Raw genomic sequence first — 16,691 nt, forward strand, 5'->3', positions numbered from 1 at the left:
CCTCGCATGTGGGGGTCCTCGACCGCGGACGGCAGGGCTGGTGGCCCACCGCAGGGCCGTGTCTGGGGGACGGCCGTGCGGGCCGTCCGCGCTCGGGTGCCGGAACCCTCACACGGCGTCATGCTCTGGTCAATGGCTGGTGCACGCGATGCATAGGGTTGGCAAATTCCGTCAAGCTGGGCTTTTGCCCGAGTGGTTGAGACCACCTCATGTACGGACCGGGTGTCATCGAGTACCGTCCTGATGGTCGGAAGGTTGGCGAGGGGCCCGGGGGAAGCGACCGGAGGAGGCAGCCGTGCACCGGAACCGCGTGGCCGTGGCACCGACGTCCGCACCTCCGTCCCCACCCGTCGCCCCGCCCGCCCAGGAGTTGGGCGCCTGGCGGGACTTCGGCGCCCGGCTGCGCCACTGGCGGCGCCGGGCCGGCCTCACCCAGGCCCAACTCGGCGCCGGAATCGGCTACGACCACACCGCGGTGAGCAAGATCGAGCACGGCGCCCGCCGGGTCACCCCTCGGATAGCCGACCGGATCGACGAACTCCTCGGCGCGGGAGGTGAGTTGCGGGCCGCCTGCCAGCGGGCCGAGACCGCCGAACTGCCCTCCCTGGCGCCCCTCGCGCCCGCCCTGCTGCGGCCCCCGCTGCCCACCGCGGCCGCGAACGGGCCCGGCGGCCCGGCCCGCTGGAGCGCCCCCGCCCAGCCGCCGCCCCGGCTGCCCGACTACGGCCTGCTCTGCCCGCTGCACGGCGCCGACGGCTGCGACGTCCCCGACCCGGTCGAACTCGCCGCGCTGCACGCCGAGTTCTGTGCCGCGAACCCGGCCGGCGCGCCACCCCTGGACGCCGCCACCGCACACGCCCTCACCGGGCTGCTCGCCGCCCACCTGCGCTCCGGCGAGGCCGGCGGCCTGCCCGGCCTGGCCGCCGCCGTCGAACGCACCTTGCAGGCCGTGCTCGCCCGGCTCGCCGCCGCCCCCGCCGCGCAGCGCCGTCCGCTCGCCCGACTGGCCGCCGAGCACGCGCACGCCGCGGGCGCGCTGCGGATGCAGGACGGCCGCAACGCCACCGCGATGGCCTGCTTCGACCGCGCGCTCGCCTGGGCGGAGCTCGCCGGGGACCAGGCCACCCAGGTGGCCGCGCTGAGCGACATGAGCACCCTCGCCCGGATGGACGGTGACCCGGCCGCCGCCCTCGGCTACGCCCGGGAGACCGGCCGCGCCGCCCCCGGCCGGCACTGGGCCGGCGCGATGGGCCAGATCGGCCAGGCCCGTGCGCACGCCCTCACCGGCGACGTCCGGGCCACCATTCGCCACCTCGGCCGCGCCCGGCTGCACCTGGACCACATCGGCGCCCGGGACGAGGACGACGCGCCCTGGCTCTCCATCGCCTCGATGCGGCTGCGGGTGGAGTCCGGCGCGGCCGCCGCGCTGCGCGACCTCGCCGCGGTCGTCGGCGACCCCCGGCTGGCCCGCCGGGCGCTGACCGCGGCCGAGACCGCGCTCGGCCTGCTCGGCCCGGCCCAGCTCCCCTCCAGCCGTCTCCTCTTCACCGTCCGGGTGGCGGACTGCCACGCCTGCGCGCACGACCCGCAGACGGCCGTCCAGCTGCTCGGGCCCGCCCTGGAGACCGCCCCGGCGGCGGCCCTGCCGGCCCTGGTCGGGTACGAGCTGCGCGGCCTGCGCGACCGCCTCGCGGCGTACCGGCCGGAGGCGGCGTGGCGGCTGGCGGAGCTGGCGGGATCCTGACGGGCGGCGCCACCCGCACGGCCCGCGCCCTCGCGCCCGGCTCGCGCTCGCCCGGTGCCACCCGCGCCGCCCTCGCTGGACCGGGGGGCCGGATCCGGGTCCGGACCGCCCCCTGTGTCAGGGGGCGTGCGACCTCGCCCGGCGTGGGCCCGACCCCGCTGCGCTCCGGTTTCTCCAGCGCCTGCGAACAAACGCGCCCCTTTCACGCCGGTCTGGTGTCAACTTCGTGCGCAGATCTTCCTCCGATCGGGTTATTTATGGCGTTAACACGTCGAATGACTGCCGTAGCTGACCTCTCCCGCTAGAGTCTCTGACGTTTCCAGTCATTAGTTCGCGAATAACCAAGGGGGCGCGTGCTGTCCGCCATTGCACGCCGGCTCGCTCATCCGCTTCTGCTCCTGGGGGTGCTGTGCACGGCCGTCGCCACACTGCACTTCCACTGGGAGCCCGACCGGGTCTCCCCCCTCGTGCTGGTCGGCGTCCTCGGGTACCTGGCGGTACTGGAGCGGGTGATCCCGTACCGGACCGACTGGCACCCGAGTGGGCGTGAACTGCGCTGGTACACCGTGTACTTCGTGCTGAGCATGGTCGGCGGTGCGCTCGCCCAGGGGCTGGTGACGGCGCTGGTGCAGGAGCTCGGGGCGGCCCATCCGGTGCTCCCGTTCGCCCTGGAGATCCCGCTCGCGCTGCTGGTCGGATCGCTCGGCGACTACCTCGTCCACCGCTGGTCCCACCACAACCGGTGGCTCTGGCGCCTGCACGGCGTCCACCACGTGCCGGACAAGGTGAATGTCGCGAACAACGGTGTGAACCATATTCTCGACGTGTTCGTCGCGCAGTCCGTGGTGCAACTCCTGCTGTCGCTGATCGGCTTCTCGGCGGAATCCGTGTTCGTGGTCGGAATATTCATTCTTGCGCAGGGGTATTTCGTTCACGCGAACATCGACGTCCGCCTCGGGTTCCTCGGCCACCTGCTGGCCGGCCCCGAGCTCCACCGACTGCACCACAGCACCGACCTCGCTGAGGCCGGGCACTACGCCTCCGACCTCTCGCTGTGGGACCACGTGTTCGGCAGCTTCACCTGGCGCCCCGGCCGGGTGCCCACCGCCGTCGGCCTCGCCGATCCGGCCGCCTTCCCGGCCACCGGCGAAGTGGGTGCCACCCTGCTGCACCCCTGGCGCCAGGTGAAGACCACCGAGCCGTCCGTCTGACCCTGCCCGCGAGGCCGCTCCTCCTCCGCCCGTGTCCGCGCCGCCACGCCATCACCCTCGGATTGGATCATGAACACCTCGCCCTTCGCCGTGCCCTGCGACCGGATCGCGATCACCGGCATCGGCTGCCGCCTGCCGGGACACGCCAACGACCACCGGACCTACTGGCGCAACCTCGTCGAGGGTCGGGACTGCCTCACCGCGACACCCGCCGACCGCTACGACACCGGCACGCTCGGCAGCCGGGACCGGTCCAAACCGGGCCGCCTGGTCGGCGGCCGGGGCGGCTACATCGACGGCTTCGACACCTTCGACCCGGACTTCTTCGGCATCAGCCCGCGCGAGGCCGAGCACATGGACCCGCAGCAGCGCAAGCTCCTGGAGGTCAGCTGGGAGGCCCTGGAGGACGGCGGCCTGCGCCCCGGCGAGCTGGCCGGCCGCGACGTCGGCGTCTACATGGGGGCCTTCACCCTCGACTACAAGATCCTCCAGTTCGCCGACCTCGACTTCCGCACGCTCGCCGCGCACACCGCCACCGGCACCATGATGACGATGGTGTCCAACCGGATCTCGCACTGCTTCGACTTCCGCGGCCCCAGCGTCTCGATCGACACCGCCTGCAGCTCCTCCCTGGTCGCGGTGCACCTCGCCTGCCAGAGCCTGCTCCGCGGCGAGACCGAACTCGCCCTGGCGGGCGGTGCGTTGCTGCACATGGCGCCGCAGTACACGATCGCCGAGACCAAGGGCGGCTTCCTGTCCGCCGACGGCCGCTCACGGGCCTTCGACGCCTCCGCCGACGGCTACGTCCGGGCCGAGGGGGTCGGCGTGGTCGTCCTCAAGCGGCTGTCGGACGCGCTGCGCGACGGCGACCCGGTGCACGCCGTCATCCTCGGCAGCGGCGTCAACCAGGACGGGCGCACCAACGGCATCACCGTCCCCAGCGCGGACGCCCAGGTCACCCTGATCGAACGGGTCTGCGCCGAGGCCGGGGTGCTGCCCGGCAGCCTCCAGTACGTCGAGGCGCACGGAACCTCCACCCCGGTCGGCGACCCGATCGAGGCGGCCGCGCTCGGCCGGGTGCTGGGCAACGGCCGCCGCCCGGGCGACCGCTGCTACGTCGGCTCGGTCAAGACCAACATCGGGCACACCGAGGCCGCCGCCGGCGTCGCCGGGCTGATCAAGACCGCCCTGGCCCTCAAGCACCGGCGGATCCCGCCGCACCTCAACCTGGAACGGCCCAACCCCGGCATCGACCTGGCCGCGCTGCCCTTCGACATCCCGACCGCCCCGATCGACTGGCCCGAGCACGAAGGACCGGCCCGGGCCGGCGTCAACTCCTTCGGCTTCGGCGGCACCAACGCGCACGTCCTGCTGGAGGAGCCGCCGAGCACCGGGCCCGCCGCCCCGGCCCCGCAGCCGGCCCGCACCGTGCTGCCGCTGAGCGCCAAGGACGCCGCCGGGCTGCCCGAACTCGCCGCCGGAATCCGTCGGGAGCTCGCCGCCGGGGTGCCGCTCGACGACCTCGGCCACACCCTGGCGCACCGGCGCCAGCACCTGCCCGAGCGGCTCGCGGTGGCCTACTCCACTCGGGACGACCTGGACGAGGCGCTGGCCGCCCACGAGCGCGGCGAGGCGCACCCCCGGGTGCTCCAGGGCCGCGCCCGGGAACGCCAACAGCGCCGCCTCGCCTGGGTGTTCACCGGCATGGGCCCGCAGTGGTGGGGCATGGGCCGGGGCCTGTACGAGAACGAACCGGTCTACCGGGCGGCCGTCCAGGCCTGCGACCGGGAGATCCGCGAGCAGGCCGGCTGGTCCCTGCTCGACGAACTGCACCGCGACGAGGCCGACTCCCGGATGGCCGAGACCTGGCTCGCCCAGCCCGCCAACTTCGCCGTCCAGCTGGGCCTGTCCGCGCTCTGGCGCAGCCACGGCCTGCGCCCCGACGCGGTGGTCGGGCACAGCACCGGCGAAGTCGCCGCGTTCTACGAGGCCGGGGTGTACGACCTGGCCGACGCCGTCCGGGTGGTGCTGGCCCGCAGCCGCCTCCAGCAGCGGCTGGCCGGCACCGGCACCATGCTCGCCGTCGGCCTCCCGGAGGCCGAGGCGGAGCGCCGGATCCGCCCGTACCGCGCCCGGGTCTCGCTGGCGGCCGTCAACAGCCCCTCCACCGTGACCCTGGCCGGCGACACCGACGCGCTGCGCGAACTCGCCGAGGAACTGCGCGGGCAGGAGGTGTTCACCCGCTTCCTGGAGGTCGAAGTCCCGTACCACAGCGTGCGGATGGACCCGATCAGGGACGAGCTGACCGCCGCGCTCGCCGCGCTCAAGCCCAACGAGGCCCGGCTGCCGCTCTACCTCACCGCCCGCGAGGGCCTCGCCCGCGGCCCCGAACTCGACGCCGGGTACTGGTGGCACAACGTCCGCAACCCGGTGCGCTTCCGCGCCGCCGTCGAACGGATGGCCCAGGACGGGCACGGCCTGTTCCTGGAAATCGGCCCGCACCCGGTGCTCGGCCACGCGATCCGCGAGTGCGTCGACGGCGCGCACGCCCTGCCGTCCATCCGCCGGCACGCCGACGAGCCCGCCTGCTTCACCCGGTCGCTCGCCGAACTGCACACCCTGGGCGTCGAACTGGACTGGCGCGCACTGCACCCGGCGGGCCGTCCGGTGCCGCTGCCCGGCTACCCGTGGCGGCGCGACCGGTACTGGGTCGAGCCGAGCGCCGTCCGGCAGGTCCGGCTCGGCGAGGTCGACCACCCGTTGCTCGGCCGCCGCACCGCGAGTGCCCAACCCGCCTGGACCACCGCACTCGACCCCGAGCGGCTGCCCTACCTGGCCGACCACCGGATCGAGGGCCAGATCGTCTTCCCGGCGGCCGGGTACCTGGAGATGGCCGCCCAGGCCGTCCGCGCCCTCACCGGCGGCACCGAGGTGGTGCTCGCCGAGATCGAGCTGAACCGGGCCCTGTTCCTCTCCGACACCGAGCCCACCCCCGTCCAGCTCGGCTACGCCCCGGAGGACGCCCGCTTCACCATCGCCTCCACCCCGGCCGGCGGCGAACCGGTGGTGCACGCCGGCGGCCGGGTCCGCACCGGCCAGCGCCGCGCCCACGGGCCGGCGCTGGACGCCGAGGCGATCCGCTCCCGCGGACAGCGCTTCGACGGCCCCGACTGCTACCGGCTCCTGGCCGCCCGCGGCTACGACTACGGGCCCGCCTTCCAGGCCGTCCAGGAGGTGTGGACGAGCCCCGGCGAGGCACTGGCCCGGATCAGCCCGACCGACCGGCTCGGCCCCGAGTCGGCCGACCACCAGCTGCACCCGGTGCTGCTCGACGCCTGCTTCCAGACCCTGCTGGCCACCCGGTTGCTCACACCCGAGGACGGCGGCGTCCGGCTGCCGGTGTCCATCGAGGAGGTCCGGCTCGACCAGGCCGGCGACCGGCCGCTGTGGGCGCACGCCACCGTCACCCGCGAGGGCGGCGGCGAACTCGTCGGCGACCTCGCCCTGTACACCGAGGACGGCACCCCGGTCGGCCGGATCACCGGCTTCCGGGTCGCCGACGTCGCGCAGGCCCCCGCCTCGGTCGGCCTTGCCACCATCGACGGCTGGCTCACCGAACTCGCCTGGACGGACGCCCCGGCCGCGCCCGCCGACCAGGACCTCGGCGACCTGCTGCTGTTCGCCGACGCCGGCGGCCTCGCCGAACGCCTCGCCGCGCTGGCAGCCGAACGCGGCGCCTGCTGCCACCTGGTCCGGCCCGGCACCGACTACCGGCCCGGCGACGGGCGCTCGACCGTCCGCCCGGACTCCGCCGAGGACCTCACCCGGCTCCTCACCGACCTCGGCCCCGGCTACCGCACCGTCGTCCAGCTGTGGAACCTCGACCAGCCCGCCCTCGACACCACCACGGCCGACCGGCTCGACCAGCTCGCCACCCTCGGCGGCTACGCGCTGATCGCCCTCGCCCAGGCCCTGCCCGCCGCCCTCCCGGACGCCCGGCTGCACATCGTCACCCGGGGCACCCAGGCCGCCGCCCCCGACGACCGGGTCGAACCGCTCGGCGCACCCGCCTGGGGCATCGGACGGGTGCTCTGGCAGCAGGAACTCGTCGCCCAGCGCGGCACCCTGATCGACCTCGACCCCGCCGCCGAGCCGCTCGACCAGGCCGAGGCGCTGCTCGCCGAACTCGCCTCCCGGGACGAGCAGGAGATCGCCCTGCGGGCCGGCCACCGCCGCACCAGCCGGCTCCGCCGGGCCGAGGGCCTCACCCGCCCGCTGCCGCCGGTCCTGCGCCCCGACGGCAGCTACCTGGTCACCGGCGCGTTCGGCGCGCTCGGCCGGCTGCTCTGCCGCACCCTGGTCCGGCGCGGCGCCCGGCGGCTGATCCTGGTCGGCCGTACCGCGCTGCCCGAGCGCGACCAGTGGTACCGGACCGACCCCGCCAGCCCGGCCGGGGAGCGGATCGCCTTCCTGCGCGAACTCCAGGCGCTCGGCGCCGAACCGCTGCTCGCCCCCGTCGACGTCACCGACGAGACCGCCCTCGCCGCCTGGCTCGCCGACTACCGGCAACGCCAACGTCCGCCCATCCGCGGGGTGTTCCACCTCGCCGGGCAGGTCAAGGACGTGCTGGTGCCGCAGATGGACCGGGCCGCCTTCGACGCCGGATACGCCCCCAAGGTGGTCGGCGGCCACCTGCTGCACCGGCTGCTGCGCGACGAACCGCTCGACCACTTCGTGCTGTTCGCCTCCGTCGCCTCGCTGCTCACCACCGCCGGGCAGACCAACTACGCGGCCGGCAACGCCTTCCTGGACGCCCTCGCCCACCACCGCCGGGCCGCCGGCCTGCCCGCGCTCAGCCTCGACTGGGGCCCCTGGGCCACCGGCATGATCGAGGAGCTGGGCCTGGTCGCCCACTACCGCGACGCCCGCGGCATGAGCTCGCTCCCGCCGGACGCCGGCACGGCCGTGCTGGAACGCGTCCTCGGCCAGGACCGCGCCCAGCTGCTGGTCGCCACCGTGGTCGACTGGCCCACCTTCCTCGCCTGGTACCCCGCGCCGCCGCCGCTGGTCGCCGACCTGGCCGCCGGCGCCGCCGAGCAGGCCCCGGCCGAGACCGGCGGCTTCCTGGACGCCTACCGCACGGCGGATCCGCCGACCCGGCACCGGCTGGTCACCGAGCGGTTCACCGCCGCCGCCGCGGCCGTGCTGCGGATCGGCGCCGAGCGGATCGCCCCGGACACCAGGCTCGGCGCGCACGGCCTGGACTCGCTGCTCGCGATGGAGCTGCGCGCCCGGGTGCACGGCGAACTGGGCGTCGCCCTGCCGGTGGTGGCGCTGCTCAGCAACGGCACCGTCGGCGACCTGGTCGACCTGCTCGTCGCCGGCCTGGCCGAGCGGCTCGACGCCGAGGGCGGCCCCGAACAGGCCGAGGTCGAGCTGCACACCGACGAGGCCCGCTACCCGCTCACCCACAACCAGCAGGCGCTGTGGTTCCTGCGCCAGCTGCACCCGGACGGCTTCGCCTACAACATCGGCGGTGCGGTGGAGGTGCGCGCCGAGCTCGACCCCGAGCTGGTCTTCGCCGCCTTCCGCGCGCTGGTCGCCCGGCACCCCGGGCTGCGGGCCGCCTTCACCGCCGAGGAGGGCCGACCGGTCCAGCGGATCCGCCCGGAGGCGGTGGCCGACACCGGACTGTTCGACGTCGAGGGCCGCCCCTGGGAGGAGATCCACGCGCTGATCGTCGCCGAGTACCGGCGGCCGTACGACCTCGCGAACGACCCGCTGGTCAGGCTGCGACTGTTCCGGCGCGGACCGGACCGCTGGGTCCTGATGAAGGCCGTCCACCACATCGTCTCGGACGCGATCTCCACCTTCACCTTCATCGAGGAGCTGTTCGAGGTCTACGAGGCGCTGCGGCACGGCCGCACCCCCGAACTCCCCGCCGTGGCCGCCCGCTACCTCGACTTCCTCAACCACCAGAACCGCTTCCTGGCCGGCCCCGACGCCCGGCGGATGCTCGACTACTGGCGCGGCCACCTGCCGGCCGAGATGCCCGTCCTCGCCCTGCCCACCGACCGGCCCCGGCCGGCCGTGCAGACCCACAACGGCGCCTCGGCGTTCTTCCGGCTCGACGCCGACCTGACCGCCCGCGTCCACGAGCTGGCCCGCGCGCACCACGCCACCCCGTTCATGGTGCTGCTCAGCGCCTACTACCTGCTGCTGCACCGCTGGTCGGGCCAGCAGGACATCGTGGTCGGCAGCCCCGTCACCGGCCGCACCCAGGAGGAGTTCGCCTCCGTCTACGGCTACTTCGTCAACCCGCTGCCGCTGCACGTCAGCCTGGCCGGGGAGCCGACCGTGTCCGAGCTGCTGGCCCGGGTGCGGGAGAGCGTGCTCGGCGGCCTGGACAACCAGGAGTACCCGTTCCCGCTGCTGGTCGAGCAGTTGGGGCTCCAGCACGACCCCAGCCGCTCGGCGGTGTTCCAGGCGATGTTCATCCTGCTCACCCACAAGGTCGCCGTGGAACGCTTCGGATACCGCCTGGAGTACATCGAACTCCCCGAGGAGGAGGGACAGTTCGACCTGACGCTGTCCGCCTACGAGGACCGCGCGGACGGCTGCTTCCACTGCGTGTTCAAGTACAACTCCGACCTCTTCGACGCCGCCACCGTCGAGCGGCTGGCCGCGCACTACCGCAACCTGCTGGACGCCATGACCAGCGCCGGTGCCGACCGCCCGGTCGGCCGGCTGCGGATGCTCGACGAGGCCGAACGCCGCCGCATCCTCACCGGCTTCAGCGGCGCCGACCGGCGGGCGGACCACGACACCCCGGTGCCCGAACTCGTCGCCAAGGCCGCCGCCGAACACCCCGAGGCCGTCGCCGTCACGGCCCCCCGCCCGGACGGCGCCCGCCGCCTCACCTACGGCGAACTCGACCGGCGGGCCCAGCGGACGGCCCTGCGGCTGCGCGAACTGGGCGTCGGCGAAGGCTCGGTGGTCGCGGTCTGCCTGGACAAGTCACCCGAGCTGATCGTCGTCCTGCTGGCGATCTGGCGGGCCGGCGCCGCCTACCTGCCGCTCGACCCCGGACACCCGGCCGACCGGCTCGCCTACCAGGTGACCGACGCCGGAGCGGCCCTCGTCGTGGTCGCGGAGCGGAACCCGTTCGGCACCGAACCGCCCGTCCGCCCCGTCACCCTGGACGAGCTCGACCGGCCCGCCGCCGAGAGCGGCCCGCTGCCCGCCGCCGACCCGGACCGCCCCGCCTACGTCATCCACACCTCCGGCTCCACCGGCCGCCCGAAGGCCGTGCGGGTCGACCACCGCAACCTCGCCGCCGTCACCGCGGGCTGGCGCGCCGAGTACCGCCTCGACACCGAGGCCCGGGTGCACCTCCAGATGGCCGGGACCGCCTTCGACGTGTTCTCCGGCGACCTCGCCCGGGCGCTGAGCACCGGCGGCACCCTCGTCCTGGTCGACCGCGACCTGCTGTTCGACACCGCCCGGCTGTACCGCACCATGCGCGAGGAAGCCGTCGACTGCGGCGAGTTCGTGCCCGCCGTCGCCCGCGGCCTGCTGGCCCACTGCGAACGCGAGGGCCTGCGGCTGGACTTCCTGCGGCTGCTGGTCGTCGGCTCCGACTCCTGGAAGGCCGCCGAGCACCGGCGGCTGCGCGACCTGTGCGGGCCGGACACCCGGCTGGTCAACTCCTACGGCCTGACCGAGGCCACCATCGACACCAGCTACTACGAGGGCGGCGCGGACGCCCTGGAGCCCGGCCGGATGGTGCCGATCGGCCGGCCCTTCCCCAACAGCGCGCTGTACATCCTCGACCACTACGGCGAGCCGGTACCGCCCGGCGTGCCCGGCGAGCTGTGGATCGGCGGCGCCGGTGTCGCCGCCGGCTACCCGAACGACCCCGAGCAGACCACCCGGCGCTTCACCACCCTGGAACTCGACGGCCCGCCCGTCCGGCTCTACCGCACCGGCGACCTCGGCCACTGGGACGCCCACGGCACCGCCCACCTGCTCGGGCGGATCGACAACCAGGTCAAGGTGCGCGGCCACCGGATCGAGATCGGCGAGATCGAGGCCCACCTCACCGCCCGGCCCGAACTCGCCCAGGCCTGTGTGACGGCCCGTGAGGATTCCACCGGCGAAGCCGTGCTGGCCGCCTACCTGGTCCCCGCCGAGGGGACCACCCTGGACCGCCGGGAACTGCGCCGCCACCTGGCCGAGCACCTGCCCACCGTGATGATCCCCTCCCACCTCACCGAACTGCCCGCCCTGCCGCTCACCCCCAACGGCAAGGTCGACCTGGCCGCCCTGCCCGAGCCCCGGATCGACACCGGCGGCGCGCAGCACGAACCGCCCGTCACCCTCTACGAGATCCGCACCGCCGAGCACTGGAGCAACCTGCTCGGCGTGGCGGAGGTCGGCCTCCAGCACGACTTCTTCGAGCTCGGCGGCAGCTCCATCCGGCTGATCGAGCTGATCCACCACCTGCAGACCGAGTTCAACATCAGCATCCCGGTCGGCCTGCTGTTCAAGGTCACCACCCTGCACGGGATGGCCCGCACGCTGGAGCAGATCATCACCGGCGAGGTCGCCGGCGGCCAGCCGTACCTCTGGTTCAACCCCGGGGCGCCCGAGGGGCGGACGGTGTTCTGCTTCCCGCCGGCCGGCGGCCACGGCCTGGTCTACCGCCAGCTCGCCGCCCACCTGCCCGACCACCGGCTCGCCGCCTTCAACTACCTCACCGGCGACGACAAGACCGCCCGCTACGCCGACCTGGTCGAGGACCTGGAGGAGGCGGGGCCGTACGTCCTGCTCGGCTACTCGCTCGGCGGCAACCTCGCCTTCGAGGTGGCCCGGGAGCTCGAACGCCGAGGCCGTACGGTCGGTTCCGTCCTGGTGGTGGACTCCTACCGGATCCCCGAGCCCTTCGAGCTCGGCGAGGAACACCTGGCCGTCTTCGAACGCGAACTCCACGAGCACCTGCACCGGCACACCGGCTCCCGGATCGTCGCCCAGGAGACCCTCGAACAGGCCCGGGACTACCTGGCGTTCTGCAGCAGGACCCCCAACCTGGGCGTCCTGAAGGCCCCGCTCAACGTGGTGTGCGAACGGGACCGGCTGGCGCTGCACGCGGGCGGCGAGCACGGCTCCTGGCACGGCGCCTCCAGCGCCGGAACGGCCGTCCACGCCGGGCACGGCAGCCACGCCGAGATGCTGGACGCCGAGTTCGCCGCCCGCAACGCCGAACTGGCGGGCGCCATCCTGGCCGGAGGCACCGCCGATGGCCGGGCCTGAGCGCGGGCCGGACTGGTCGAGCCGGGAGCGGGCCCCCGGCGGCCCGCCCCGGGTCATCGTGATCGGCGCGGGCATCGGCGGGCTCTCCACCGGCTGCTACGCGCAGATGAGCGGGCTGGAGACCCGGATCTTCGAGAAGCACGTGCTGCCGGGCGGCTGCTGCACCGCGTGGTCCCGGCACGGCTACCTGTTCGACTACTGCATCGACTGGCTGATCGGCACCGCCGAGGGCACCGGGGCGAACCAGGTGTGGCGCGAACTCGGCGCCCTCGACGGCAAGTCGATCACCCGTTTCGACGTCTTCAACCGCGTCGTCGACGAACACGGCCGCGCCGTCACCTTCTACGGGGACCCGGACCGGCTGGAACAGCACCTGCTGGCCACCGCCCCCGGCGACGCCAAGCCGATCCGCGCCTTCTGCCGGGACCTGCGCCGCTTCGCCGCCATCGACCTGCCCTGGGACCTCACCCCGCCGCCGCTGCGCGGCCCGGCCGAGCGGCTGCGCACCCTGCGCACCGTGCTGCCCGCGTTCCGGCTCTTCTGGCGGACCGCGACGACCCCGATGAGCGGCTTCGCCGAGCGCTTCCAGGACCCTCTGCTGCGGCGGGCGCTGCCCAACATGTTCCTCCAGGAGCCGGCCGGCTTCCCGCTGCTGCCGTACCTGTACACCCTGGCCGCCGCGCACAACGGCAACACTGGCTTCCCGCAGGGCGGTTCGCTCGGGCTGGCCCGCTCGGTGGAGGAGCGCTACACCTCGCTCGGCGGGGTGGTCGGCTACCGCTGCCGGGTGGAGCGGATCCTGGTCGAGGGGGACCGCGCCGTAGGCGTCCAACTCCGGGACGGCTCCCGGCACTTCGCCGACCACGTGGTGGCCGCCTGCGACGGGCCGACGGTGCTCGACCGGCTGCTCGAAGGCCGCTGGTCCAGCCCCGCCACCGACCGGCTGTACGGCGAGCTGCTGGACAAACCCGGCAACCTGTACCCGGCCGTGGTCTCGGCCTTCGTCGGCGTGGACGGCCCGCTGCCCGAGGGCGAACCGCACAGCACCACCTACCTGCTGTCGCCCGAGCAGGGCACCCGGCTGCCCGGCTCGCTCCAGCACAGCCTGGTCGTCCAACTGCGCTCGGACTACGCGGAGGGCTTCGCGCCGCCCGGCAAGTCGGTGCTGCACTGCACCTACTTCAGCGACTACCGCTCCTGGAAGGACCTGCGGGTCCGCGACCGCCGCGCCTACCGGGCGCGCAAGCAGGAAGTCGCCGAGTTCGTCCGGGAGTTCCTGGAACGGACGTACCCGGGGCTGGGTCGCCGGATCGAAGTCGTGGACGTCGCCTCCCCGGTGACCACCGAACGGTTCACCGGCAACACCTACGGCAGCATCCTCGCCTGGCAGGCCTTCTCCGAGGCCGAGGACGCCGCCAACCGGCTGGTCAACCGGGACCGGATGCGGCTGCCCGGTCTGCGCGGCTTCTCGATGGCCGGGCAGTGGGCCGGCCTCGGCGGTCTGATCCGCGCCGCCACCAGCGGCCGGTACGCCGCGCAGTACCTCTGCCGGGAGCTCGGCCGGCCGTTCCGGGCCTGGCCCAGTGACAACCAGGAACCTTGGCATGCGGGCAAGTTGGGCAAACTGCCGCAACTCGACCGGGCCACCGTGGGAGTGCCGGAATGACCGGAATGAGCACCAGCAGGCAGACCATGGTGATCGTCGGGGGCGGGCTGGGCGGCCTGTCGACCGGCTGCTACGCACAGATGAACGGCTACCGCACCACCGTCCTGGAGATGCACGAACTCCCCGGCGGCTGCTGCACGGCCTGGGACCGCGGCGAGTTCACCTTCGACTGCTGCGTGAGCTGGCTGCTCGGCAGCGGCCCCGGCAACGAGATGCACCAGATCTGGCTCGAACTCGGCGCGTTGCAGGGCAAGGTGATGCGCAACTTCGACGTCTTCAACGTGGTGCGCACCCGGGACGGGCGCGCCGTCTACTTCTACTCCGACCCCGACCGCCTGGAAGCGCACCTGCTCGACCTCGCCCCGGAGGACGCCCGGCGGATCCGGCAGTTCTGCGAAGGACTGCGCAAGTTCCGCCGCGCCCTGGTCCGTTACCCCTTCCTCAAGCCGGTCGGACTGATGGGCCGGGCCGAGCGCTGGCGGATGCTCGCCTCGTTCCTGCCGTACTTCAACGTCATCCGGCGCTCGATCACGGTGCTGATGAGCGACTACTCGGCGCGCTTCCGGAGCCCGCTGCTGCGCGAGGCGTTCAACTTCGTGCTCTACGAGAAGCACCCCAACTTCCCGGTGCTGCCCACCTACTTCCAACTCGCCTCGCACGCAGGGCAGTCGGCCGGGGTGCCGGAGGGCGGTTCGCTCGGGCTGGCCCGCTCGATCGAGCAGCGCTACCGGCGGCTCGGCGGTGAGATCAGCTACAACACCAAGGTGGCCGAGATCCTGGTCGAGCAGGACCGGGCCGTCGGGGTGCGGCTGAGCGACGGCCGGGAGATCCGGGCGGACATCGTGGTCGCCGCCTGCGACGGACGCACCACCATGCTGGACCTGCTCAAGGGCCGCTACCTGAACGACACCTACCGCCGGTTGTACACCCGGACCATCACCGAGCCCGGCATGGTCTTCCCCGGCTACCTCACCGTCTTCCTCGGCCTGCGCCGCCCCTTCCCGGCCGGGGACCCGTGCACCACCTACCTGCTGGAGGACGAGGTCGCCGACCGGCTCACCGGCATCCGCCACCCCAGCATCAACGTCCAGTTCCGCAGCCGCCACTACCCCGAGCTGTCGCCCGCCGCGACGACCGTCGTCTACGCCAGCTACTTCTGCGACATCGCCCCCTGGCGGGAGTTGAGCACCGGCCCGGAGCAGGCGCCACGGTTGCGGCGGGGTGAGGAACTGCACACCCTGCCGGTGGGGCGCGGGCGCGAGTACCAGCGCGAGAAGCGCCGGGTGCGGGACGCCATCGTGGAGTTCCTGGACGGGCACCACCCCGGTCTGAGGGACGCCGTCGCCGTCAAGGACGTGTCCACCCCGCTCACCCAGGTCCGCTACACCGGCAACTACGACGGCACGGTGCTCGGCTGGCAGCCGTTCGTGGAGAGCGGCGAGACCCTGGAGGACGAGATCAAGCGCAACGGGCCCGGGCTGCCCGGCCTGGCGAACTTCTACCTCTCCGGCGTGTGGGCGACCACGGGGGGACTGATCCGGGCGGCCGCAGCCGGCCGGCACGTCGTCCAGTTCATCTGCCGCGACGACGGTCGGCCGTTCACCGCCGCCGTGGACGACAGCGCGCCGCCGCCCACCCTGGTCATCGAACCGGTCGGGCCCGCCGACCGGCGGTTTGGAGTCACCTCATGAGGGTCGAGAAGTGGGTCGTCCGCGAGCACGTGGACGGCGTGCCGGACGTCGAGCGGATGTACCGGAAGGTGGTCGAGGAGGTGGACGTCCGCCTCGCCGCGGACGAGATGCTGCTGCGGACCAGGTACGTCTCGGTCGACCCGTACCTCCAGGGGATCGCCCTGGACACCCCGATCGGCGACCACATGGGCGCGGACTCCATCATGGAGGTGGTGGAGGCCGGGCCGGACGCCGCCTTCGCCGTCGGCGACCTCGTGCAGGGCTTCGGCGGCTGGCGCACCCACGTGATCAGCAACGGCGCCCCGGCGTTCTGGCAGACCGGCACCTTCCCGATGGTCTTCCCCGCCTACCGGCGGCTGGACCGGAGCGACTACGACGACGCCCTGCCGATCTCCACCGCCCTCGGTGTCCTCGGTGGCCCGGGGATGACCGCCTGGGGCACGGTCGAGAAGTTCCTGGAGGTCCGGCCGGGGGACACCGTGCTGGTCAGCGGGGCGTCCGGGGCGGTCGGCTCGGTGGTCGGACAGCTGGCCCGGCACCGGGGGGCCCGGGTCATCGGCACCACGGCCACCCCGGCCAAGGCCGCCCGGCTGCGTGAGCTGGGCTTCGACGCGGTCCTGCTCTACCGCGACGGCGACGACCCCGAGCGGCTTCGGGAGGAACTCGCCAAGCTCGCCCCGGCCGGCATCGACCGCTACTTCGACAGCCTCGGCGGGGCGCTCACCGACGCGGTCTTCTCCCTGCTCGCCGTGGACAGCCGGGTCGCGGTCTGCTGGCAGTGGGGCAGCCAGGTCGGCGGCGACTGGGCGGGCCCGCGGCTGCTGCCGATGATCATGTTCCCGCGCACCACCATCCGCGGCATCTTCTCGCTGGAGTGGTTCACCGAGGAGAACTGGTCGGCGCTGCGGCAGGAGCTGGGCGCCCTGGTCCGCAGGGGGGACCTCGGCTACCAGCAGACCGTCCACCGGGGCTTCGACAACATCCCGGCCGCCTACCGCAGCCTGTACGTGGACCGCTCCGCGAGCCGGGGCAAGGTGCTCGTCGAACTCTGAGCCGGGCGGTCGGCG

General features: G+C 73.7%; 6 protein-coding genes. All 6 read left to right on the top strand.

The genetic code is table 11. The features are described from left to right. Positions 1-295 precede the first annotated feature (295 nt). The 6 genes from AB0O19_RS32315 (at position 296) to AB0O19_RS32340 (ending at position 16,676) form a co-directional block, all read left to right on the top strand. Positions 296-1,744 (top strand): helix-turn-helix transcriptional regulator, encoded by a 1,449-nt coding sequence (locus tag AB0O19_RS32315; RefSeq protein ID WP_363624688.1) that lies wholly within the window; start codon positions 296-298, stop codon positions 1,742-1,744. 392 nt (positions 1,745-2,136) lie between these two features. Further along, positions 2,137-2,955 (top strand): sterol desaturase family protein, encoded by an 819-nt coding sequence (locus AB0O19_RS32320; protein ID WP_363624755.1) that lies wholly within the window; start codon positions 2,137-2,139, stop codon positions 2,953-2,955. A gap of 69 nt (positions 2,956-3,024) precedes the next feature. After that, positions 3,025-12,267 carry an amino acid adenylation domain-containing protein gene (locus AB0O19_RS32325; protein ID WP_363624690.1) on the top strand — a complete coding sequence of 3,081 codons (9,243 nt, stop codon included), beginning with the start codon at positions 3,025-3,027 and terminating at the stop codon, positions 12,265-12,267. Continuing rightward, positions 12,254-13,933, top strand: coding sequence for an NAD(P)/FAD-dependent oxidoreductase (locus AB0O19_RS32330; RefSeq protein ID WP_363624692.1), 1,680 nt, complete (start codon positions 12,254-12,256; stop codon positions 13,931-13,933). Before AB0O19_RS32325 ends, AB0O19_RS32330 begins: the two co-directional genes overlap by 14 nt. Positions 13,934-13,959: 26 nt before the next feature. Beyond that, positions 13,960-15,624, top strand: coding sequence for an NAD(P)/FAD-dependent oxidoreductase (locus AB0O19_RS32335; protein ID WP_363581915.1), 1,665 nt, complete (start codon positions 13,960-13,962; stop codon positions 15,622-15,624). Then, positions 15,621-16,676, top strand: a complete 1,056-nt coding sequence (locus AB0O19_RS32340; protein ID WP_363581836.1) for an NADP-dependent oxidoreductase — start codon at positions 15,621-15,623, stop codon at positions 16,674-16,676. Before AB0O19_RS32335 ends, AB0O19_RS32340 begins: the two co-directional genes overlap by 4 nt. Positions 16,677-16,691 lie beyond the last annotated feature (15 nt).

It is taken from the genome of Kitasatospora sp. NPDC091276 (assembly GCF_040684355.1).
In the GTDB taxonomy this organism is placed as follows: domain Bacteria; phylum Actinomycetota; class Actinomycetes; order Streptomycetales; family Streptomycetaceae; genus Kitasatospora.

What these genes read in the sequence shown, in the direction of transcription:
- AB0O19_RS32325 (WP_363624690.1), top strand. Translation starts at nt 3,025, where the DNA reads ATGAACACCTCGCCCTTCGCCGTGCCCTGCGACCGGATCGCGATCACC.
- AB0O19_RS32335 (WP_363581915.1), top strand. Translation starts at nt 13,960, where the DNA reads ATGGTGATCGTCGGGGGCGGGCTGGGCGGCCTGTCGACCGGCTGCTAC.
- AB0O19_RS32340 (WP_363581836.1), top strand. Translation starts at nt 15,621, where the DNA reads ATGAGGGTCGAGAAGTGGGTCGTCCGCGAGCACGTGGACGGCGTGCCG.
- AB0O19_RS32330 (WP_363624692.1), top strand. Translation starts at nt 12,254, where the DNA reads ATGGCCGGGCCTGAGCGCGGGCCGGACTGGTCGAGCCGGGAGCGGGCC.